20 protein-coding genes and 1 tRNA gene are annotated in these 21,903 nt (G+C 60.4%); 13 read left to right on the forward strand and 8 right to left on the reverse strand.

Features of this window, described 5'->3' with window-relative positions; translation table 11 throughout:
- Positions 1–201 precede the first annotated feature (201 nt).
- The 3 genes from AC2YB9_RS13490 (at position 202) to cls (ending at position 6,151) form a co-directional block, all read left to right on the forward strand.
- Positions 202–1,809 carry an amidohydrolase gene (locus AC2YB9_RS13490; RefSeq protein ID WP_487265852.1) on the forward strand — a complete coding sequence of 536 codons (1,608 nt, stop codon included), beginning with the start codon at positions 202–204 and terminating at the stop codon, positions 1,807–1,809.
- A 116-nt stretch (positions 1,810–1,925) separates the two neighbouring features.
- The gene (locus tag AC2YB9_RS13495; RefSeq protein ID WP_487265853.1) at positions 1,926–4,655 is read left to right on the forward strand and encodes a bifunctional diguanylate cyclase/phosphodiesterase; all 2,730 of its coding nucleotides are present in this window, start codon (positions 1,926–1,928) and stop codon (positions 4,653–4,655) included.
- Positions 4,652–6,151 carry a cardiolipin synthase gene (gene cls / locus AC2YB9_RS13500; protein ID WP_487265854.1) on the forward strand — a complete coding sequence of 500 codons (1,500 nt, stop codon included), beginning with the start codon at positions 4,652–4,654 and terminating at the stop codon, positions 6,149–6,151. Before AC2YB9_RS13495 ends, cls begins: the two co-directional genes overlap by 4 nt.
- 12 nt (positions 6,152–6,163) lie before the next feature.
- On the opposite strand, the gene AC2YB9_RS13505 is transcribed toward cls, so the two are convergent.
- A complete protein-coding gene (locus AC2YB9_RS13505) occupies positions 6,164–7,375 on the reverse strand; it encodes a cysteine desulfurase-like protein (RefSeq protein ID WP_487265855.1) in 1,212 nt (403 codons plus the stop codon).
- Between the two features lie 48 nt (positions 7,376–7,423).
- Here AC2YB9_RS13505 and AC2YB9_RS13510 point away from each other — a divergent pair, with 48 nt between their 5' ends.
- Both AC2YB9_RS13510 and AC2YB9_RS13515 read left to right on the forward strand, forming a co-directional pair.
- Positions 7,424–7,777 carry a TraR/DksA family transcriptional regulator gene (locus AC2YB9_RS13510; RefSeq protein WP_487265856.1) on the forward strand — a complete coding sequence of 118 codons (354 nt, stop codon included), beginning with the start codon at positions 7,424–7,426 and terminating at the stop codon, positions 7,775–7,777.
- Positions 7,774–8,631 (forward strand): oxygenase MpaB family protein, encoded by an 858-nt coding sequence (locus AC2YB9_RS13515; protein ID WP_487265857.1) that lies wholly within the window; start codon positions 7,774–7,776, stop codon positions 8,629–8,631. The genes AC2YB9_RS13510 and AC2YB9_RS13515 overlap by 4 nt, the downstream gene beginning before the upstream one ends.
- A 13-nt stretch (positions 8,632–8,644) precedes the next feature.
- Here AC2YB9_RS13515 and AC2YB9_RS13520 read toward each other — a convergent pair whose 3' ends face one another.
- Positions 8,645–9,682, reverse strand: coding sequence for a phosphatase PAP2 family protein (locus AC2YB9_RS13520; protein ID WP_487265858.1), 1,038 nt, complete (start codon positions 9,680–9,682; stop codon positions 8,645–8,647).
- A gap of 68 nt (positions 9,683–9,750) precedes the next feature.
- Between AC2YB9_RS13520 and AC2YB9_RS13525 the strand changes: the two genes are divergently transcribed.
- The 6 genes from AC2YB9_RS13525 (at position 9,751) to AC2YB9_RS13550 (ending at position 15,620) form a co-directional block, all read left to right on the forward strand.
- Positions 9,751–11,256, forward strand: coding sequence for a glycosyltransferase family 39 protein (locus AC2YB9_RS13525; protein WP_487265859.1), 1,506 nt, complete (start codon positions 9,751–9,753; stop codon positions 11,254–11,256).
- On the forward strand, positions 11,217–11,579 hold the full coding sequence (locus AC2YB9_RS13530) for a DUF503 domain-containing protein (RefSeq protein WP_487265860.1): 363 nt from the start codon (positions 11,217–11,219) through the stop codon (positions 11,577–11,579). The genes AC2YB9_RS13525 and AC2YB9_RS13530 overlap by 40 nt, the downstream gene beginning before the upstream one ends.
- Before the next feature lie 26 nt (positions 11,580–11,605).
- A complete protein-coding gene (gene mgtE / locus AC2YB9_RS13535) occupies positions 11,606–12,958 on the forward strand; it encodes a magnesium transporter (protein ID WP_487265861.1) in 1,353 nt (450 codons plus the stop codon).
- A gap of 4 nt (positions 12,959–12,962) precedes the next feature.
- A complete protein-coding gene (locus AC2YB9_RS13540) occupies positions 12,963–13,586 on the forward strand; it encodes an FMN-binding negative transcriptional regulator (RefSeq protein ID WP_487265862.1) in 624 nt (207 codons plus the stop codon).
- 88 nt (positions 13,587–13,674) lie between these two features.
- Positions 13,675–14,724 carry an HpcH/HpaI aldolase/citrate lyase family protein gene (locus AC2YB9_RS13545; protein ID WP_487265863.1) on the forward strand — a complete coding sequence of 350 codons (1,050 nt, stop codon included), beginning with the start codon at positions 13,675–13,677 and terminating at the stop codon, positions 14,722–14,724.
- A 14-nt stretch (positions 14,725–14,738) separates the two neighbouring features.
- Positions 14,739–15,620 carry an HpcH/HpaI aldolase/citrate lyase family protein gene (locus AC2YB9_RS13550; RefSeq protein WP_487265864.1) on the forward strand — a complete coding sequence of 294 codons (882 nt, stop codon included), beginning with the start codon at positions 14,739–14,741 and terminating at the stop codon, positions 15,618–15,620.
- A gap of 85 nt (positions 15,621–15,705) precedes the next feature.
- Here the strand turns inward: AC2YB9_RS13550 and AC2YB9_RS13555 are convergent, their stop codons facing one another.
- The 5 genes from AC2YB9_RS13555 to AC2YB9_RS13575 form a co-directional block, all read right to left on the reverse strand.
- Positions 15,706–15,972 carry a hypothetical protein gene (locus tag AC2YB9_RS13555; RefSeq protein WP_487265865.1) on the reverse strand — a complete coding sequence of 89 codons (267 nt, stop codon included), beginning with the start codon at positions 15,970–15,972 and terminating at the stop codon, positions 15,706–15,708.
- Between the two features lie 307 nt (positions 15,973–16,279).
- Positions 16,280–17,719 (reverse strand): alkaline phosphatase, encoded by a 1,440-nt coding sequence (gene phoA, locus AC2YB9_RS13560; RefSeq protein ID WP_487265866.1) that lies wholly within the window; start codon positions 17,717–17,719, stop codon positions 16,280–16,282.
- Positions 17,720–17,830: 111 nt separating this feature from the next.
- Positions 17,831–18,949 (reverse strand): FUSC family protein, encoded by a 1,119-nt coding sequence (locus AC2YB9_RS13565; RefSeq protein WP_487265867.1) that lies wholly within the window; start codon positions 18,947–18,949, stop codon positions 17,831–17,833.
- Between the two features lie 25 nt (positions 18,950–18,974).
- On the reverse strand, positions 18,975–19,112 hold the full coding sequence (locus tag AC2YB9_RS13570) for a hypothetical protein (protein WP_487265868.1): 138 nt from the start codon (positions 19,110–19,112) through the stop codon (positions 18,975–18,977).
- 7 nt (positions 19,113–19,119) lie between these two features.
- Positions 19,120–19,362: a DUF3618 domain-containing protein gene (locus tag AC2YB9_RS13575; protein WP_487265869.1), complete on the reverse strand. Its 243-nt coding sequence runs from the start codon at positions 19,360–19,362 to the stop codon at positions 19,120–19,122.
- A gap of 95 nt (positions 19,363–19,457) precedes the next feature.
- Here AC2YB9_RS13575 and bcp point away from each other — a divergent pair, with 95 nt between their 5' ends.
- Entirely contained in the window at positions 19,458–19,931 is a 474-nt protein-coding gene (gene bcp, locus AC2YB9_RS13580; protein ID WP_487265870.1) for a thioredoxin-dependent thiol peroxidase, read from the forward strand.
- A gap of 8 nt (positions 19,932–19,939) precedes the next feature.
- On the opposite strand, the gene AC2YB9_RS13585 is transcribed toward bcp, so the two are convergent.
- A complete protein-coding gene (locus AC2YB9_RS13585) occupies positions 19,940–21,208 on the reverse strand; it encodes a DUF222 domain-containing protein (protein ID WP_487265871.1) in 1,269 nt (422 codons plus the stop codon).
- 99 nt (positions 21,209–21,307) lie between these two features.
- Here AC2YB9_RS13585 and AC2YB9_RS13590 point away from each other — a divergent pair.
- Positions 21,308–21,389: transfer RNA gene (locus tag AC2YB9_RS13590), tRNA-Leu, on the forward strand.
- The last annotated feature ends 514 nt before the right edge of the window (positions 21,390–21,903 follow it).

Raw genomic sequence — 21,903 nt, forward strand, 5'->3', positions numbered from 1 at the left:
CCGCTTTGTCATCGCTGGCACAACCTGCCGCACCAATTAAGACGAGCACACCAACACGACACCCCGCGATGGTTCGCATACGCCATGATGACAGATCCGACCGTCCACATAAGAATCTACCGGAGGCGAACAGTGCCGCTAGGGTGTGGAGACGCGACCGCTCGGCGACGCTAATCTCGGCGGTGCAAGTTAGGGAGCAGCATGACTTCATTACTGTTTGTGGGCAACATCGTGACAATGGATGAGACCACGCCGCGGGCGGGGGCAGTCCTCGTTGTCGACGAGCACATCACCGGGGTGGGTACGCCAGCTGAACTCCAAGCTGTGATGCCAACCGGCACAACGATGGTTGAACTTGGCGACCGAGTGCTGATGCCCGGTCTGATTGAGCCACACGGGCATCCGACATCGAGCGCAATTCTTGTCAGCGATCATGTCATCGACATTCGCCCGGTGATCATCCCAGACGCAGATACGGTCATGGCCAGCATTCGCGCAGCCATCGATTCACGACCTAAAGGCGTCATCGCCAATGGCTGGGACCCACTGCTGCAGCATGGGCTCACCAACCCCACGCTCAGCAGTCTTGATGAACTCGCAGGCGCGGTTCCACTCGTGATTCTTCACAACTCCGGGCATACGGTGTTCTTCAATTCGGCGGCGGCCCAGTTGGCGGGAATCACCCGCGACACCCCCGACCCTGCCGGCGCGTCCTACGGCCGTGATGAAAACGGAGATCTCACGGGGGTTGGCCTCGAAGCAGCGGCCGTGTTCGCGATCGCTGGCCCGTTCTTGAACAACGCATACGCAGAGTTCGACCAGCTCATCGCAGCCGACCTGCGCCGCGCCAACGAAGTCGGCGTGACCACCCTGTGTGACATGTCGTGGAACCCCGCCCAAGCACCGCTGCTCGACGCGGCCCGGCGGAATCAGGAACTGACGGCTCGTTTGCGTTTCTATGAGATGTCCCATCCTGGCGGCAAGGGCTCTGCGGCTTTGCAAAATGGTGACGATGTAGTGCGACAAATCGGCATCAAGACATGGGCGGACGGCTCTCCGTGGGTCGGCAACATCGCCACCTCCTACCCCTACCTAACCAATGCGACGACAGCCGCGATGGGACTGGAACCTGACCATCGTGGCAAGGCGAACTTCACCCAGGACCAACTCACACAAATCTCCCGCGAATACGCTGCCGAAGGTTGGCAACTCGCGTGCCATGCCCACGGCGACCTCGCGGTCGACAGTGTCTTGAATGCCTGGGAGATCGTCATCACCGAACTCGGTCTCACCGACCACCGGTTCCGACTTGAACACGTTGGCGCCATGACAAGCGCCCAATTTGAGCGCGCCACATCGCTCGGGATCACCGCAAGCGTCTTTGTAGACCATCTGTACTACTGGGGTGATGTCCTCGTTGATGAACTCTTTGGGGAGCCGGGCAAGCGGTGGGCAGATGCGCAGTCCGCGGTCGCCGCCGGAGTGCGCACGACATTCCACAACGACGGCACGGTGACGCCGCTCGAGCCTTTCCGCAACATGTCGGTGGCGATGACCCGGTTGAGCAATTCGGGCCGCCGACTCGATGGCGGTGACGGCGTCTCACTCGACGCGGCCCTGCGCGCACACACCGTCAACGCCGCATGGCAACTGTTTTCCGAGGACCAGATCGGCAGTATCGAAATCGGTAAGTATGCAGATGTGATCATCGTGGACCGTGACCCGCACGCGGTCAGTCCCGAGGAACTCGCCAAAACACAGGTGCTGGCCACCTATCTTGCGGGAAAACTCGTCTACGAGAGCGTCTAACCGACCAATACTTGCTGACGGCGATAGAGAACTCCGGCGCTCAACGCTGAAATGCGGTTTCGTCAATATGACACCGCAAACATGCGACCCTTGGACGGGCCGACGGAGGTCACTGCATGAATCTGCGAATCCGCAGGGCCAACGACACATCCCGTATGCCCTTATGGGTTCGACATCCCATTGTCATCCCGCTTGGCGTTGCGATCCTCCTTGCGACTCTGAGCCTCGTCTTCGCGCATGTTTCTGAGACGCGCGCGACCGACAGTGCGACAAACACTGCCCGACGCGTTATCGAGAGCAATAGGGATGCAGCCATCCGAGCGTTGGTCCGGCAGACCGATGATTACAAACGAGCCACCGCTTCGCTTGCTGCAGACCCGACCATCATCGGGAGTCTCCGGTCGGGAATTCCGACGAATTTCAAGGAATCGTTGGCCAAGTTGACAACTCTGGCTCGCATCGAAAATTCACCGGTCGCTTTCCTGTCCGACGTCGACGGCAAGAATCTCGTTGCCTACCCTGAACGCAAGGACCTAATCGGAAGCAACTTCTCCTATCGAGACTGGTTCAAAGGCGCCTCGCGCACCAACAGGCCGTACGTCTCGGCTGGCTATCGCACGGCCGCGGCTGGCCAACCCCTCGTCGTGGCCGTCGCTTCGCCGGTCACCGATACGCACCGCACGGTGGGCTATGTCGTTTTGTTGTTGCAGTTGGACTTGCTCCAGACGACCAGCACCGGCGCCTTGGTGGACAGCGCCATCACGGTTCACGTCAGCGACCAGTCCGGACAGTCCTTGCTCGAGCCGTTGAAGGTGGACGATCGTGGGCAGCCGATTTCGCAGTCAATTTCACCATCCACCAGATCGGCGCTTGCCGGACGGAAAGTCAGCACCACCGTCGATGGTCGCCTAACGGCTGCGGGGCCGGTGCCTGGAATCGGCTGGGCCGTGACCGCTGAGCAGCCCGCGTCTATTGTCGATGCCGCCACAGCAGATTTCAGGCATCAGCAGCGAATCAACTTGGCCGTGGCGGTATTCATCCTCCTCATGCTCGCTGCGTGGGTCAGCATTCTCGCCCGGCGCCGCGCCGGTGAACTCAAAATGGTCCTCAACGAGCGCAGACTGCTTCGCGCCAGCCACCAGCGCTTCAGGCGCGTCTTCGACGGGAGCCTGACCGGTAAGATTCTGGCGAACAGCGACGGCGACGTCTTGCGAATCAACGAGGCCCTCGACACCCTCCTCAGGTCGGGCGGGTCAGAGCTTCTCGGCCGGTCGATCCTGTCTTTCTTCGCCAACCCACACGATCGGGAGCGAGTGCTCGAGGTCATGCGCGATCACACGAGTGAGCTTCGCGGCGAGATGGCGATACAAGGTTCGACGGACGCCGCTATCTGGGGACGCGTCGTCATCACCTGGATCATCGAGGACGATGAAACAAGCGTTTTGCTGGTCCAGATCGAGGACATAACCGCACGCCGTGATGCCGAGAAACGGCTCACCGATCTGGCACTCATCGATGAACTCACCGGACTTCCCAACCGACGGCTACTGCTCGAGCGGTTCGAGCAGGCCTTCACAGCGGCTCGTTCGGGCCGCAATGGGCGGTCAAGCGTGGCGGCGATCTTCATCGACCTCGACGGCTTCAAGAAGATCAACGACCGCGCCGGTCACGAAGTCGGTGACCGGTTGCTGGTTTCCATCGCAGCCGACCTCACCCAATCGCTGAGAGAAATCGACACGGTCGCCCGGATCGGTGGAGATGAGTTCGTCGTGCTGGTCGAGCAGGACGAGGGTCTCGAGCAATTACAGGCGGTAGCCGGCCGCATCATCCAAGCCGTACGCAGAGACGTGACCGTGGACGGAGTCCCGCTCACGGTGTCGGCCAGCGTCGGCATCGCCCACGCCGATCTCGCCATGGAACCCGACATGGACCCGAACCAACTGATCAGGCGGGCTGATGCTGCGATGTACCGCGCCAAGGAGCGCGGCCGGGATCGCTACGACGTGTTCGATGCGAACCTTCGCGCGGACACCGAAGCTCGACAGGTTCTCGAGAACGCGATGCGCGAAGGACTTCGGCATGGACGAATTGCGCTCGTCTTCCAGCCGGTCGTCGATGTCGACAGCAACATGGTCGTCGGCGCTGAGGCGTTGTTACGACTTCACGACGTCAACGGCAGGTTGCTACCGACCCTCCCGGCGATCATCGCTGCTGAGGCGGCCGGTCTCGCCGAAGAAGTAGGTGATCGGGTCATGGACTTGGCCTTGACCGAAGCCGCAAGCTGGCCCTCATCGATGAGCATTGCGGTCAATATAAGTGCGCGGGAGCTCACCGATCGCGGACTCCGCGCTCGAGTCCAGGCAGCCCTGAAGAGATACGCGATAGAGCCGTCCCGGCTCGTACTCGAGATCACCGAGACATCCATACTGCGTGCTGGCCCGTCGGCCCTTGCGGAACTCGCAAGACTCCGGTCGACAGGCGTGCGGGTCGCGATCGACGACTTCGGAACGGGCTACGCCACGTTGGAAAATCTCACGAGGCTCCCCGTCGACATCCTCAAGGTAGATGCCTCCTTCACCGCCGGTCTGCCTGACATGCGAACCCACTCGGCGATCGTTCGTGGCATCGCGTCGATAGCGCACGCTCTGGACATTCCGTGCGTCATCGAGGGCGTCGAGACTACTCAACAGCTCGACGCCATCCGCGGTATGGGTGTTCAGGCTCAGGGCTGGTTGCTGGCCGAATCGCGCGGTGCCGGGCACATTCCCGAGGTGTCCTCGAACTCGATCGTTCAGCCGAGCCAACGCGGCAGCGGTCTCGGGCTTGGTGCAGACTTCCAATCATGACTTCCGCGATCCCGGTACTCGACAACAGCCCACCGTCGATTGCTCTTGTGATCGGATTCGCGTTCGCTACTACGTCAATCCTGTTCAAGATCGCGGCGCTCGGCATCATCCCGGGCAATCGCCGCCCATCATCAGGGATGGCGTGGCTCTTGGCGATCCTGCTGAGCCCACTGTTGGGATTCGTCGGCTTCGTTTTCTTCGGCAACACCCGGTTGGGGCGCCGACGTCATCGGCGGCAACGTGATGCTTTCGAGATCGTGGCGGCTCACACCGAAGGGCTGATCGAACCCGAAGGTGTCGACACGACGCCCGCGCTGCGCACTATTGTCCACCTCAACCGCCGGCTTAGCGCGCTGCCGGCGGTCAGCGGCAACACCGTGGAGTTCATCGAGGACTACCCGACCTCCATCGCCAAGATGGTCAAGACGATCGAGCTGGCTCGCGAGTCCGTCCACATCGAGTTCTACATCACGGCACTGGATGACATGACCAGTCCGTTGTTTGACGCACTCGAAGCCGCCGCTGCCCGGGGCGTCGCGGTGCGGATGCTGTTCGATCACCTTGGGTCACGTGGCATTCCCGGGTACGACGAAATGCTCAAACGTCTAGAGGCCGGACCGATCGACTTCCGGATCATGCTGCCGATCAAGCCGTTCAAGGGCCGATTTCGTCGCCCGGATCTGCGTAATCACCGAAAGCTTCTGGTCGTCGACGACAATGTCGCGTTCACCGGCTCACAAAATCTGACCGAGCCGGGCTACAACAAGCCAAAAAACCACAAGATCGGACGCAAGTGGGTCGAGCTCATGGTGCGGCTTGAAGGCCCTGCCGTGGCAGCGCTCGATGCGGTGTTCGTCTCGGACTGGTACGTCGAAACCGATGTCATGCCCAATGTCTCCGTGCCCGACAAGCAAACTACCGCCGTCAACGCGGGCTGCGTCAGCGATGTCACCTGTCAGTTGGTGCCGAGCGGTCCCGGCTTCGTCGCGGAGAATAACCTTCGTATGTTTACGAGCCTGATCTACGGTGCGACCGAGCGGATCTCACTCACAAGTCCGTACTTCGTCCCCGACGAATCGCTCCTATATGCCGTCACCACAGCTGCGATGCGCGGTGTCAAAGTCGAGCTCTTCGTCAGCGAGGTGTCCGATCAGTTCATGGTCGGCCATGCGCAGAGCTCCTATTATCAGGCACTTCTTGATGCCGGCGTAAGAATCTTTCAGTACCCTGCTCCGCTGATCCTGCACTCAAAGCACTTCACGATCGATGACAGCGTCGCGGTCATCGGCTCGAGCAATATGGACATGCGGTCATTCGGGCTCAACTACGAGATCTCACTCATGATGCTGGGCCCCGAGGTCGTGGCCCGGATGCGTCAGGTGGAAGACAGCTACCGAAAAGTGTCGATCGAGCTCCTGGCAGCCGATTGGGCACGTCGTCCTCTGCGTCTCCGGTATGTCGACAACGTGATGCGGCTGACCTCGGCCCTGCAATGAATGCGCCAACGCTCAGGGACGAGCGCTGCTCGCCAGATCGGCGAGCGCCGTCATCAGGCGCGTAATGTCGCCCGCCGTGGCGTACGGCGCCAAGCCGAGCCTGACCCCGCCAGCGTCCCCAAGGCCAAGTCGCGCAGACGCCTCGACCGCGTAGAACGAGCCAGACGGCGCGTTGATCGACGCTGCAGCCAGATGTTCTTGGATCTCGCGTGGTGTGTGCTGCTCCATCGTGAAGAGCAAAGTGGGCGTCCGATCGTCCGCTCTGGAATAGATCGTGACGCCGTCGAGTGCGGCTAACTGGTCCTCGAGGTCGACGCGCAGCTCATCTTCGTACTCTTCAAGCGCTTTCATGGATGCCACCAGACCCTGCCTGCGGGTGCCTTCGGCCGGGACCAGTCCGGCCAGGAAATCGACCGCCGCTGTCGTACCGGCAAGGAGTTCGTACGGCAGAGTGCCGAATTCGAACCGTTCTGGGACGACGTTGCTGGACGGTAACAGCTTGTCGGGAAACAACTCTTCAAGAAGTTCCGGACGCGCGGCAAGGACACCACAATGCGGTCCACAGAATTTATACGGTGAGCACACAAAGAAATCTGCGCCAAGCGCGGCAAAATCAACCGGCGAGTGCGCAGAAAAGTGAACACCGTCGACATAGAAAAGCGCACCGACCGCGTGTACGAGCTCGGCGATCTCAGCAATCGGCGGCTTCGTGCCGATCAAATTTGATGCCGCAGTGAGCGCAACGAGCCGAGTCTTGGGAGACAGCACCTTGGCAACGTCAGCTGCTGCAAGATTGCCGGTCTGGGGGTCGAAGTCGACCCATTTGATCGTGGCACCGGCTGACTCGGCGGCATAGATCCATGGGCGAACATTGGAGTCATGGTCCAATCGCGAAATCACGACCTCATCGCCTGGCACCCAATGTTTGGACAGTGTTCGCGAAAAATCGAAGGTCAACTGGGTCATGCTGCGGCCAAACACGACACCGCGTGGATCGGCGCCGAGGAGATCTCCCACTGCCGCACGAGCCGCAATAACGATGTCATCGGCGCGTCGCTCCGATGGCGTAACTCGGCCGCGGTTCGAAATCGCTGACGTGAGCGTCGTGGCAACCGCATCGGCGACCGATTGCGGGACTTGCGAACCACCCGGCCCATCAAAGTGGGCAGCACCCTCGACGAGGGCAGGAAATTGTGCACGAATTGAATCAATATCGTAAGTCATGTGGAACAGATCCTTTGAGGTTGCGCTTCTTGTGGGATCGTACGGGACATGAACCCCGGCCGCATCGAAGCACAACTCGACACCGCCCGCGATGCTGCGCTCGCCCGCCTCAAAGCCGCAATGTCTGACTTCGACGCGATTGTCGCCGCATCGGTCGACTCCAACGCCGACGACGAACACGACCCAGAGGGCGCCACGATCGCCTTCGAACGATCCCAGGTCGAAACGACGATCCGGCAGGCCCGCTTCCGCCTTGAGGAGATCAACCAGGCCCACGCACGGCTCACCGCCGGAACCTATGGCGACTGCGAGCGTTGCGGTGAACCGATCGCCGCGGGCCGGCTGGCAGCAAGGCCCACGGCAAGCACCTGCATCACCTGCGCAGGTACGCTCCAAGCATGAGCTCGATAGTCGAAGCGGTACGTGATCGTCTCGGCGCCGTGGTCTTTGAACGGATTGCCGGCGACGAAGGTCCACAACGACGCGAACGGATCTTCAACGCGGCCGGTCCGCGCCGGTTCGGTCCCGACGATCCGATCCAGATTGTGCATAGCGATGCTTCGATGTTCGTCGGCGGCATTCGGGCGCTCCTGCTGCAGTCGATGCACCCGCTCGCGATGGCCGCAATCGACCAACACTCCGGCTTCCGCGGTGATCCATGGGGCCGGCTGCAACGCACCAGCACGTTCATCGCCGAAACGACTTTCGGTACCGACGAGATGGCCGAGCGGGCCGTCCGGATCGTCCGTGCAGTGCACAAACACATTGTCGGCGTCGCGCCAGACGGCAGATCATACGAAGCCAATGATCCGCATCTGATGCTGTGGGTTCATGTCGCCGAAACTGACAGTTTCCTGAGTGCTTTCAATCGCTATGGTGCCCGCAAGCTGAGTGCTGCCGAGCAGGACACCTATGTCGCTCAAGCCGCTAACGTTGCCCGATTGCTGGGCACCGATGATCCGCCCGAATCGGTGGCCGAACTCGCCGACTGCATCGACCGTTTCCGGCCCGAGTTGGAAAGCACCGCCGCCGCCCGCAGCACAGTCCGTTTCTTGCTGCTGCGCCCGCCGATCCCATTTCAGTTGCGGGCTGGCTACACGATGCTGTCGGCCGCGGCCGTCGGGCTGATGCCGCGATGGTCCCGCACCCCGTTGCGCCTGCCATACCTGCCGATCGCCGAGGCAACGGCCGTCCGCGCAACGGGTCTGGCTGCCACGTCGGCCATCCGATGGATGATTCGGCCGCCGAAGGACTAGCACTGCCGAAAGCCTAGGACCGAACCCAGAACCTGATTTTTCGCTTGGGATAGATGACAACCTGTGCCAACGTGACGGCCAGCAATCCGAGCAAGAGCCCGGCGATGTCGTCGATGATGAAGTGATAGCCGAAATAGACCGTCGCAACCATCGTCGCGAGCAGGAAGACCGTCATCACCTGAGTCAGCCGTCGAAGCCCGTAATAACTCAGCATCAGCACAATCATGAATGCGAAACCGGTGTGCAGGCTCGCGAAGGCACCGATGCTGGCGAATGAATCGTGCGCTTCGGGATGATCCAACAACTGCTGCCGATTGGCCAGTAGCGTGTCTTGACGCGTATTGATGAAGGTATGGGTGAGACCCTCGAAGTCCTGCGGCGCAGAGGCGAATGGCCCAAGTGACGGGATCAGATAGTAGGAGCCGACCCCGATGATCCAGGCCCAGATCGCGGCGGTGAGGAACACATACCCGTCACGAATGCGGTCGGCGAAGACGAGACACGCGACGAATGAGAACGGGACGATGGAGGAGAACGCTTCATAGATTTCCGCCAACACTATCGCCGCAACATGCTGTCCGAGCAGATCATGCATCACGACCGCGGGGCTGTGACCCAAGGTCATCCACTTGTCTAGCCGAAGCAATGCCTCGTCGTGGAAGCCGTTGAACACGACCCAGCTTTTGAGGTTGTGATAGTTCAAATAGACGAGGTGATAGCCGAACAGCCCGGTAAAGGTCAGTAGCAGCCGCTCGGGCGACCAACGTTCCCTGAGTTTGCCGAACAGCAAGCGCGGCCGATAGGCACGACGACCCACGCGAACCGCTGAGTCGATCAACGCCAACACGATGAACATCGCCACCGACAGCAGCGCCTTGCGCATGAACATGGACCCACGGGGATCGCGGATCGGCACATCAACGTGGTTCGACCAAATAACGGTGATCAGGGCAAACACCGCGATAACAACCCAGAAGCGGGCCACCCAGTCATATCCGCGCAAACGCCCCACCGAAGAGTCGGGCGTCAAGGTTTCGGAGTCAGCACGCATGGACTCTATTGTGCCCCGTCGTTGCCCGCGTCAGCCCAGCACCACCCCGGCACAATAGGCTCTAGGGCATGACTGCCGTCGTGGACTCCCGTAACGAGCGCCGGCTCCACCTCCCGCCCGTCGCGCGTGGGCCGATCTTCGCCGCCATGGTCGCAGTGGCGGCGGCGTTGACCCTAGCCAGTCCCGCATACGGTTATCACCGCGACGAATTGTATTTCCGGATGCTGCCGCTGCAGTGGGGGTACGTCGATCAACCGCCGTTGACCCCGCTGATCGCGCGGATGTTCAGTAGCCTCGCCGATGAGACTTGGGCGATCCATATCCCCGCGACGATTCTGATGGCGGTTTCGATCGCGGTCGTCGCGCTGATCACTCGTGAGCTTGGTGGCGGGCGCGGCGCACAGACATTGTGTGCGTGGGCATACGGCACTTCACTGCTCCCATTGGAATTCGCACGCGTCCTGTTGACCTCGACCGTTGATCTTGTAGTTTGGCCGGCGGTCATCTTGTTCGTGCTGCGGGCTATCCTGCGCAAACGTCCCGAATGGTGGCTCGCAGTCGGGCTGTTGGTCGGACTCAGCATGTACAACAAATTGCTGATCGCGCTGCTGTTGATCAGTCTCGCGGCCGGCATCGCCCTCGTCGGCCCACATCATCTGCTGCGGTCGCGCTGGACCTGGTTCGCCGGCATCATCGCTCTCGTCGTTGGCGCGCCGAACATTATTTACCAGGCAACCCACCACTGGCCGCAGTCGACGATGGGGCACGCGCTCGCCTATCACAATGCGACCAACGTCCGGATCCTGACGATTCCGATCCTGACTGTCATGTTCGGAATCCCACTGATACCGATCTGGATCGCTGGGATCGTCGGGTTCGCCCGTCGGACCGAGTGGCGACGCGCGAAGTTCGTAGCGGTGGCGCTTCCGGTGTTGCTGGCTCTCGTCTTCATCGGTGGCTCTCAGTTTTACTATTCACTCGGTCTGATGACCGCGATGTTGGCGGCCGGGTGCGTCGTTGTCGCCGATTGGATCGCCAAAGGCCCGCGATCGCGGCTATGGACTGTCGTCGGTGCTGTCTCCGTCAACGCCGTGATCTCAATGCTCATCGCGTTGCCGATCGTCTCGTTGCACCATCTCGGCTCGACACCGGTCCCCACGTTCAATCAGATCGCCCAAGATCAAGTCGGTTGGCCCGAGTATGTGGCTGATGTCGCGCGCGTGCGAGACACGATTCCCGCCAAAGACCAGCCTTCGACTGTCGTTGTCGCCGAAAACTACGGAGAGGCCGGCGCGATCGCCCGATACGGGCCAGAGCACGGCATCGATAAGGTCTACAGCGCCCAGAATGAGTTGTATTTCTTGGCGCGGCCGCCTGCGTCGGCAACCATTGCGATCTTCGTCGGGACGTCGCCTACCAAGCTGGCCAAACACTTCGAAAAGTGCAGCGTTGCCGGTCAGCTCAACAACACCTACGGGGTCCGTAATCAAGAGCAAGGCGAACCGATCTCGATCTGCGACGTGCCGCTCGGCGGTTGGCCGAAGGTCTGGCCAGCGATGCAACACTACGACTGAGCAACGTGAGCCACACTGGTTCCATGTGGATTGGCTGGATCGAGTTCGACATTTTATTGGGCGATGTGCATTCTTTAAAAGAAAAACGGTCGCTCGTCCGCCCGCTCGTCGCGGAACTGAAGCGCAGGTACCCAGTGTCGGCGGCCGAGACTGGGCATCTCGACCTGCATCGTCGCACCGGTATCGGTGCCAGCATCGTTGCCGCCGATAGCCAACAGGTCATCGACGTTCTCGACACAATTGAAAACTTCGTTGCAGCGCGACCCGAGATCGAGCTTTTATCGGCACATCGTGGTCTCACATCAAGCAACGACGAAGCCTAAGCCGGACATCTGACATGATGGCGTTCATGGGCAAGACAATGGATTTTGACACGGCGCTTGCTGAGCTAACCGAAGCTGCACGGTCGGAAAATCTCGAAACCCTCGATCGGATTCTCGCAACGATTCAGACCGATGATCTAGCACGTGTGTTGGAACGGTTTGACGCCAACACGCGGGCCGTGATGTTTCGACTGCTGCCAAAAGAGTCTGCATTGCGGGTCTTCGAACAATTCACCCGAGGCATGCGCAGCGAGTTGATCTCGAGTTTGCGTGATGACCACGTCGTGGCGGTGTTCGAGATGCTTGATCCCGATGACCGGGCGAGTCTCGTCGACGAGTTACCGGCAATTTTGGCGGCCCGATTGATGCAGGGCCTCTCCCCCGCGGAACGGCTCCTCACCGCACCCATGCTCGGCTATCCACGCTCGTCCGTCGGCCGCCGAATGAATCCCGAGTTCATCCGCTTACGGCCCGAATCCGCAGTCGTCGATGCACTTGCGCACGTACGCTCGGTCGGCGCCACCGCGGAAACGGTCTACCTAATGCCCGTCGCCGATGCCGGACGGATCCTTGTGGGTGTTATCAGCCTTCGCGATCTGCTGCTGGCACCGGCCGAATCGACCGTGGGCGAAATCATGAAAATTCCGCTATTTGCCCGCGCCGAAAACAATGCGGAAGAATCCGCGCGCCGCTGCGTGGATTTACAACTGCTGGCGATGCCGGTCGTCGATCGTGAGGAGCGGGTCATCGGCATCCTTACCGTCGACGACGCCGCGCGCATACTGGCCGAGGCCGAGGAAGAGGACTCCGCCCGCGCCGGTGCCACGGAGCCACTGCTGCGGCCCTATCTATCGACCTCGATCCTGTCGATTGTCCGCTCTCGCATCGTGTGGCTTCTCGTGTTGGCAGTTTCAGCAGTGCTCACCGTCCAAGTACTCGAAGTGTTCGAGGGCGCACTCGCAAGCGCGGTTGTGCTGGCCTTGTTCATCCCCCTATTAACTGGAACAGGGGGTAACACCGGCTCGCAGGCCGCCACCACAGTGACCCGCGCATTGGCAATGGGCGATGTGCGATTACGGGACGTGGGGACCGTGGCGCTCCGTGAGGTCAGAGTCGGGTTAATGATGGGATTTTTACTCGGGCTACTCGGGTTCTTGGTTGCTGGAATGGTTTATGGCCAGGATATCGGCTTTATCATCGGAACAACCCTCGTATGTGTCTGCACACTTGCCGCTACCGTCGGCGGCACGATGCCACTTCTTGCCAAGGCCATTGGCGTCGATCCAGCCGTATTCTCCACTCCATTCATCTCAACATTTTGCGATGCGAGTGGCTTGGTCATCTATTTCCTGATCGCCAAGACTGTGTTGGGAATCTAGCGCCGTGCATATCCCGCATGACAACTTGATGAGCGACCACGCGGAAATTCGTCGTATGGTCGAGACGATTGGCTCTGCCGAGATCATCACCGTCGAACCCGACGGCACGCCGATAGCTACCCTGCTGCCGATCTTATGGAGCGCCGATGGCAGCGAGATCATCGCTCACCTAGCCCGGGCCAACCCACAGTGGAAGTCGATCGAGAATGGCGCCCGGTTCCTCGCTATCGTCGCAGGACCGCAGGCCTACATTTCGCCAAATTGGTATCCCAGCAAGGCCATCCACGGCAAGGCCGTGCCGACGTGGAACTACACTGCGATCCATTTCACTGGCACAGTCACCACGCACCACGAACCCGAGTGGCTGCTCAACGCAGTGACAAAATTGACCGAGCGACACGAGCGCCCGCGGAGCGACCCTTGGGCAGTCACCGATGCGCCGGAGAGATTCGTCCGCGGCATGCTGAAGGCAATCGTCGGACTCCATTTAAGCGTCGAGCACGTCGAAGCCAAGGCCAAACTCAGCCAGAATCGATCGGCGGCCGATCAGTCCGGCACAATCGCCGGGCTTGAGGCCGAAAGCACCTCACGGGCGACCGAAGTCGCCCACTTGATGCACGAACGTTAATTCGGATGTGACCCCCGCCCTAGGCACATGCAGTCGGGATTCGCCATACTGAGGGAAGTTTTGACCCGATGAAATGGAGCGAATTCGCGTGCGCAGTCCTAAAGCCTTCTTCCGGCCCCTAGCTGTCGGAGCCCCGGCACCGGTCACCGAGATTCCGTTTCCGCCCTCGCGGATGATCCATTTCTTTGATCCGAGCAACCCGAAGATGGCTGCAAAAGTCCCGGACATTGCGAAGAAGGTCGATATCATTCTCGGCAATCTTGAAGATGCCGTGAAGACCGAGAAGAAGGAAGCCGCGCGCCAAGGTTTCGTCGACATCGTGAAAGCCACAAACTTCGGCACCACCCAGTTGTGGACCCGTATCAACAGTTTGGATTCGCCGTGGATCCTCGATGACCTGTTCACCCTGGTCAGCGAAATCGGCGACAAACTTGACGTCATCATGGTCCCAAAGGTCGAAGGCCCCGAGGACATCCACTACATCGATCGGATCCTCGCCCAGCTTGAGGCACGCGCCGGCTTGAAGCGTCCGATCCTCGTTCACGCGTTGCTCGAGACCGCCGCTGGTGTCAACAATGTTGAGCAGATCGCTGCCGCCAGTCCGCGCATGCAGGGCATGAGCCTCGGACCTGCCGATCTGGCTGCCAGCCGCCGCATGAAGACCACCCGCGTCGGCGGTGGACACCCCGGCTACCTTGTTCGTACCGACCCCACCGGCGAAGACCTGACGGTTGGCCGTTCGACGTTCCAGCAGGATCTGTGGCACTTTACGATCGCCCGCATGGTCGATGCCTGTGCTGCCAACGACATCCTCCCGTTCTGGGGACCGTTCGGCGACATCAAGGACGTCGTGGCTTGCGAGGACCAATTCCGCAATGCGTTCCTGCTGGGTTGTGTCGGCGCTTGGAGCTTGCACCCGGTCCAGATCGAGATCGCCAAGCGCGTCTTCTCACCGGCGCCCGAAGACGTGAGGCACGCCAAGGAAGTTGTCGAAGCGATGGGCGATGGCTCCGGTGCGGTCATGATCGACGGCAAAATGGAAGATGACGCCTCGGTCAAGCAGTGCTTGGTCATGCTCGATCTCGCCAAGCAGCTCTCCGAGCGCGATTCCGAACTCGCCACCAGCTACGGCTTCTGAGTAGGAGATAGTTCATGACTCGTTCCGAAAGTAGTGCCAGCCGCCCCCGCCGCTCTGTCCTCTACATGCCTGGCGCCAACGAGCGCGCACTCGAGAAGGCCAAGACCCTTGACGTGGACGCGCTGATCCTCGACCTTGAGGATTCGGTCTCGCCCGATGCAAAGACCGAAGCGCGTGACCGCGTATGCGCAGCGGCCCGGTCGGGTGAATACGGCCACCGTGAGGTCGTGATCCGCACCAACGGCATCGACACCGAATGGCATGCCGATGATTTGGCGGCCGCAGCGAAGGCTGGCCCCGATGCCATTCTCGTTCCGAAGGTCAACTCAGCCGATGAGGTGCGCGCGATCGAAGCCGCGATAGTTGCCGCCGGCGCGCCGGAGACGACTCGCATTTGGGCCATGATCGAGACCCCGACCGCGATCCGCAACGTTTATGGCATCTGTACCGCAAGTGAACGGCTCGCAGTCCTCGTGATGGGCAACAATGACCTGGTCGCTGAGCTTCACGCTGACCACATACCCGGTCGTGCACCGATCCTGACGGCACTATCGCTAGCCAAGCTGGCTGCGGCAGAATCCGGCAAGGTGATCCTTGACGGCGTATTCAACAACGTGAAGGATGCCGAAGGTTTCGAGGTCGAGGCCACTCAGGGTCGGGACTGCGGCTTCGATGGCAAGACGATCATCCATCCGTCGCAGATCGAGCCGACCAACCGAATCTTCGCGCCGTCGCCCGAGGCGATCGAGCATGCTCGCGAAGTCATTGCTGCCTTCGAGGAGGGCACGGCCGCTGGCAAGGGCGTCGTCACCGTGGGCGGCAAGATGATCGAAAATTTGCACGTACGCGATGCCGAACGCATTCTCGCCTTCGCCGATGCGATCGCTGCGCGCTGAACCCTGAAACAACTGAACTCTGAAACAGAAGTGCCCCGCATCCGATGATGCGGGGCACTTTTGTTGGAAACGGCGAGCACGGGGATCACCGGAACATGCGGACGCCATGCAAAGCGGCCAGGACCGCCGCATTGTCCGCTAACTGTTGACGGCGCTGGTTCACGGACTCACGAAGGAGAGCCTTCTCGATTTCGGACCGTTCCGGAGGAAGGTTCCGTCGGCTCAGTGGGCGACTGCGCAATGATTCAAATATTGCCACGTTGTTCACCCCCTTTCGATCCGTATCGAGGGTCGGATGGGTGGGTTCGATGGTGCTAGCGGGCATGATCTGATTTGCAAATTGAATAGTCATGACACGCCTCCTTTCGTAACTGAAGTGGTTGATCGGGACAGTGGTTGATCGGGACAGTGGTTGATCGGGACATAGAAAAAGCCTCTCCGGAAAGACCCGGAGAGGCTTGGCAAAGCCATACGACGATGGCTTATTCAGGCGGCACTACTCCAGAGATCGGACCGGCAAACGGCGCGACGAGTCCTCGGTTAAAGGCTGTCTTGGCGATATTCATGTTCACGGGTCCACCTCCTTCTTCGATGTGCGTTGAAACAACATAACCTATTTTGCACATCGTTTGCACTTCACCGTCTACGCAATTTTTCAATCAATGCACTCGCTGCAGACCCAACGCCCGGGCGATGGTGAAGAACAGGTCACTCTGATCGGTCAGCCCCGCTACGTTGGCGGCCTGCGGGCCGAAGCCGGCGATGCGCAGCTGACTACCGGTGTGCTGTTGCGACTTGCCAGCAGCGGCAGTGCCGTAGGAGATCGTCATCGGGGCACCCTCATTGGTCTTGAGCGTCGCTGTCAGACCCGGTGTGTTCCCGCCAGTCTCGACGATCTGGCTCGTATGAGCGTGGTCTGCCGTCACGAAAACGCTCGTGTTGCCGTCCTTCCTGGCGAAGGCGAGCGCAGCCTGAACCGCTTCGTCGAGATCGATGACTTCACCGATCTGACCGCAGGCGTTCGCTGCATGGTCCTGCTTGTCGATACTGGCGCCTTCAACCTGCAGGAAGAATCCCTTGCCGCGTTTGCCCCACTTGCCGCGCTTGTCGTTCTTGTCGTTCTTGAGGAGCTGGATAGCTTTGCCGGTCATGTCTGCGAGCGAGGGTTGGGTCGACGCTCGGTCCGGATTCTCTGCGCACCGCTGGGCCGGTTGGCTGCCACCGGTTGGGGTCGCTGCCGGGCCGGTCCATCGCACCGGCATATTCTTTTCGCTAAACAGGCCGAGGAGTGGCTTCTTCTGGTTGGCCGCCCTGATCTGCTTTAACCCGGCTCGGTCGGACACCAGTTGGTAGCCGCGATCATCGGCCTGGTCACGCAATGTCCGGCCCTTCCACTTGCCGGCCTTTGCTTTCTCCTCGAATGTCTTCGCGCCACCGCCCAAAGTCACATCGGCTCGGGTACTGAGAAACTGTTCGGCGATCGACCCGAGGCCACCATTCTCGAGCGCCTCATGCGCACAGATCTTCGAGGTGACTTCGGGGCCATAGCAAGATCGCGCCGAGATATGTGCGGCTTGGACTGCCGGTGTGGCGTCCTCAATCTCGCCGGTCGACACGTTGCCGGTCTTGAGACCACGCGCTTTCGCAAGCTCCAGCAACGTTTTTTGTGGCTTGCCATCGAGGTCAACCGAGATCGCATTGTCGTAGGTTTTGGTGCCGGTCGCCCAGGCCGATCCGGTTGCTGCCGAGTCGGGTACGTAATCGGGCTTTCCGTCTTTGGTCAGTGAGAACGTCGTGTACTGACCCGTGACGGGCAGCGCATCGATCCCAGCGAATCGGCCACCCGCGCCGACCTGATAATTGCGCGCCGAGGTGATCTCCGAATCACCCATACCGTCGCCAATGAGCAGGATGACATTCTTGGCCTTGCCGCCGTCGATCGCATGGCGCAGTGCGTTAGTCCGGTCCCCGTGATTACGTTGAGCGCCCCCGTGTTCGGCGAGACTGAGCTGCCCGCCAGCCGTCGCAGTTACAGCGGTGCCGAGTAAGACAATCCCCGCCGCTGATGCGCCGAAAACCGATCGTGTCAATTTCTTCATGCCGTGTCCTGTCTGCTGATGAACTGTTGGCTTCAGAGCATCAGAGGCAGACGAACACACGGCAAACTCGTCGTGACGCTAGTTCAATGATTTGTCGACGACGAAACGATCTCAATCAAAGTCAAGCAACTCATCCAACTCATCACGAGTCATGCCGCTGGCGAACAGGAGGTCCGCGGCAGTCGCCCGCACCTGGGCGATGGTCGCGCCCATGCTGATCGAGGCGGCCTCAGGCAATGCGAGCGTCGCCATGCGCGCGGCCTGGATGAGCTCGACCCGCGCCCGATCGAAGTCATCTCGCTCGCCCAAGTCTCCAGCGAAAATTCGTACCGCCTTGCCCAGTGCGTCGATCGCAGTCGGCACATCGGCTGGCGGCACCTCACCGTGCCGCAAGAGTGTGCTCACGCGCCGCGCCAGCACGCGCGAATCACGTACGGCGTGATCAATGTTGGTGATCGAGGCGAAATAGGCCTCGACGTGGTCGCGCTGCTTCCACCGCAGCGGCGACATTCGAGCAATCTCGCGAGCGTTGTTGGCGGTTGCGATCATATTCTCGACGGCAGGCTGCATGTTGCGCACCCGCAACAGGACCCGGTCGGCGCCGCGTCGGTCCGCAGTACGCAGGGCCGCCGCGATCTGCCCGAGAACCCCGGCCAGATCGCTCAGGATCGACTGGACCTCCCGATCGATGTCGCGAATCGGGTTACGTGGCACAACCAGCGTCATACCGAAGCCGATCAAGCCACCGACAAGCGCATCAAGGAAGCGGGTGACAGCTGGATTCGTCGTGACCGCAAACGGGACGACCGCAGCCAGCAGTATCGCCGACGTGATCGATTGAGTCAGAGCGAGACCTTTGAGCCCGAGCATCGTTCCGACGACAATAGTCAACGCGACAACAACTGAGATCTGCCATGAGCCCCGGCCAATGGCATGGATCAGGAGTTCACCGACGAGGATTCCCACCGATACACCGAGCACCAACTCGATCGCGGCGCGATGGCGCTGCCCGCCCCCAGCCATGATCGCGATGACGGCGGCGATCGGCGCGAAGAAGGGTTGCTGGTGGCCGAGTACTTCGAGCGCAATCAGCCAGGCGAGACCGGTCGCAACCGAGAGCTGAAGCAGCAGTCGCCAGCGCCGCCGGAGTGTTTGCAATCGATCCTTGAAACTCAGGCCGCGTTGTCCTCGTGCCAATGTCCGTAAGAAATAAGCACGTTCGCCAGTCATGCGGACTGACTCATAGGTAGCTGACTCATAGGTAGAGGCCCGTTTGGCCTTCCTCGATCCGTTCCATGGCAAGTCGTTTGCCAAGTGCAGCGGTCGCCAGAATAATGATGCCACCGTTTGAACGCCGATCGTGCAGCATCCGGATCGGCAGCTTCTCGCTCATACCGGTGTCAGCGCACGATTTTGCGGATCATGACGAGGGCACCGATGATCGCGACGGCGCCGGCGGCAATCGGGATGATGTTTTCCAGTCGCGGCGATCCGTGTTCGTCCACGAAGTGTGCCTTGATGTCTTCGAGGCGTCGTTGCGCGATGTTCTTGGGATTGGTCCGAATGATCAGCTCGTCGACCGTTCCCGCCAATCGCTCGCGAATCTCTTCGATGTCGTCGAGCAGTTCATCGTTCTTGCCCACGTTCTGCCTCACTCCTTGGGATACCCCACGCTCAGCACGTGCGGAAATCAGTGTCCTTGGCGGGTGGCGAACACCCATGAGCAAGGATAGGGCCTATGAGCCTACGACTGCAGCCCGGCGACACCGCACCCGATTTCACCCTAACCTCCGACACCGGCGAGAGCGTCAGTCTGGCCGACTCCCATGGACAAAAGACGATCGTCTATTTCTACCCAGCCGCAATGACACCCGGCTGCACAAAACAGGCCTGCGATTTCAGTGAGTCGATCGATCGATTCAAAGCTGAAGGCTTCACCGTTCTCGGCATCTCGCCCGACAAACCAGCGAAATTGGCAAAATTCCGCGAACGTGACGGCCTAACGATCGAGTTGTTGTCCGATCCCGAGCGCGAGGTACTCGACGCTTATGGCGCTTTCGGCGAGAAGAAGCTCTACGGCAAAGTTGTCGAAGGTGTCATTCGTTCGACGTTTGTCGTCGATGCCGAGGGCAAGATCGAGCTCGCGCAATACAACGTCAAGGCCACCGGTCACGTCGCAAAATTACGGCGTGACCTCGGTCTCGACGCCTGAGACGGTCGTTACGCCCCGCTCCATTCAACGATCCAGCTGGCGAAGTCCGCTTCGAAATGTGACGGCCTGATGTCGCATCGAGAGTCGTAGCGGCGCTGCTCCGAATCAATGCTCACGCCGCTGGGCAAATGCCACGTATGGCGGCTGCCGACCATCGATGTCTCAGCAATCCGGTAGGTCTTGAAGCGATGATGCCGTCGGCACAAATGGCGGTGATTCCACCCTGCTGTGGCTCCGCCCGGAAGCGGCTCCACATGATCTAGGTCGGACTCGCTAGCAGGACGGCTGCAGGTCGGGAAGGCACACGTGCCGTCGCGGATCTGCGTCGCTATGCGGAGTCTTTTCGACGCGTAGCGGCCGAGTTCGGCCACATCGAGGATGCGCCCGAGCGGATCGGTGAAGACCCGATAGAAAAGACTGCCTTTCTCGGCGGCCAGCTCTCGTACTGTGTCGGCATCGATCATGACTTGGCCGTCAAATGTTTCGCCTGGCTGGTCGGTCAGACCGGCCAATGAGAGCACCGGCACGACAACGCCAATCGTGGCGCCCGCGCGAGCCCGACCAGTCGGCTCCCCGTTGAGATCGATGCGGCCGAACAACAGGCCCGCAACCACATCGGCGCGAGCCTGCTCGATGTTGAGGTCTGGATTGTTGTCCGACCGTTGTGCGGCCATCGTGCTGAGCCGGACATCCAGACGTAATGCGTCGGTGGTGCCCATGACCGCATGAAGACAGGAAATGCCGTCGGGCCCATGGCCGAACCAGGCTGAACGCTCGCTCCACTCTCGCGTTCTGCGCCGCTGTCGTTCGTCGGGCTCCGTGCGAGCGATGAATCGATTGCACCAGCTACGCAACTGGGCGGTCGTATGGCCGCCTGCGTAATGGCCGGCCCGCTCATCGAAGCTCAGCACAGAATCGGGATGAACGAGTTTGGCACTGGCCTGTGCGATCAGTTGAGTCCGGTAGGCGTCAATTTCGCCACGCCGAAATGCGAGCCACGTGCACGGCATCGTCGTCCTGACCCGGCGCAATTGCGCCAATCGCTGCTGAACGGTTCGGGTCGGCATGAGCAACACCAGCGCGAGCTCGTCGGCAGCGAATGAGACCTCCATCGCGCTGATCTTCTGATTGTCATGCTTTTGTGCTTCGCGCTTGATCTCGTCTTCATAGCTGAGCATCAGTCGAGCGACCTCAGCCTCAGCCTCGGCGCGCACCCGTTCGGCAACGCTGATCCGGTCTAGGATCACTGCGCTCTCGGGTCGCTGCGTCTGCTCCATACTTTCAATCTAGCCGCGACCACTGACAGCCGATTTCGTCATCGAATCGGTGCCCGTCTAGACTCTGTCGAAGTCACACAAGGGCCGATTCTGGTCCGCGCCGATGTGGTGGAATTGGTAGACACGCAGGTCTTAGGAACCTGTGCTTTCGAGCGTGCAGGTTCAAGTCCTGTCATCGGCACAACGTAGTTTTCACCGAGATTGCAGACTAAATCCAGGCTCAATAGGTGAGACAAATGAGTTGCGTGCCCACAACGTGCCCAATGATTCGCTCACGCAAGCCTGCCCAACGAACGCTATGGGCGGATTCTGTTAGCTAACACTGGTGCATGGGTTCTTGCAGCCAGCGCGAACTGTGGCCCGGAAGAAAGCTGACAATCATCGCCGGGGATGCACGGAGCAACGCTCGTCCAACAAAGAAGATGCGCCCGTGGGTAGACAGGATCAATGACATGGGCGCGGACCGCGCAGACGAGATAGCGTCGATTACAGAGAATGGCACCTTGGCTGCCGTTCGATACGCGAAGCAACTGCTCCGCATGCCGTACGAATTAGTTGCCACTCAAAAATGAGGCCCCCGCTTGCTGGACTCATGGGCCGGCCTCGACCAGTCCACACCCCGTGCCGTGGATCGTTACCGACAACGTCGCCGCCGACCGTGGCACAGAAATTCCCAACCTCTCTCAGAGTTGACT

Source organism: Aeromicrobium changchenzhani (assembly GCF_057586615.1).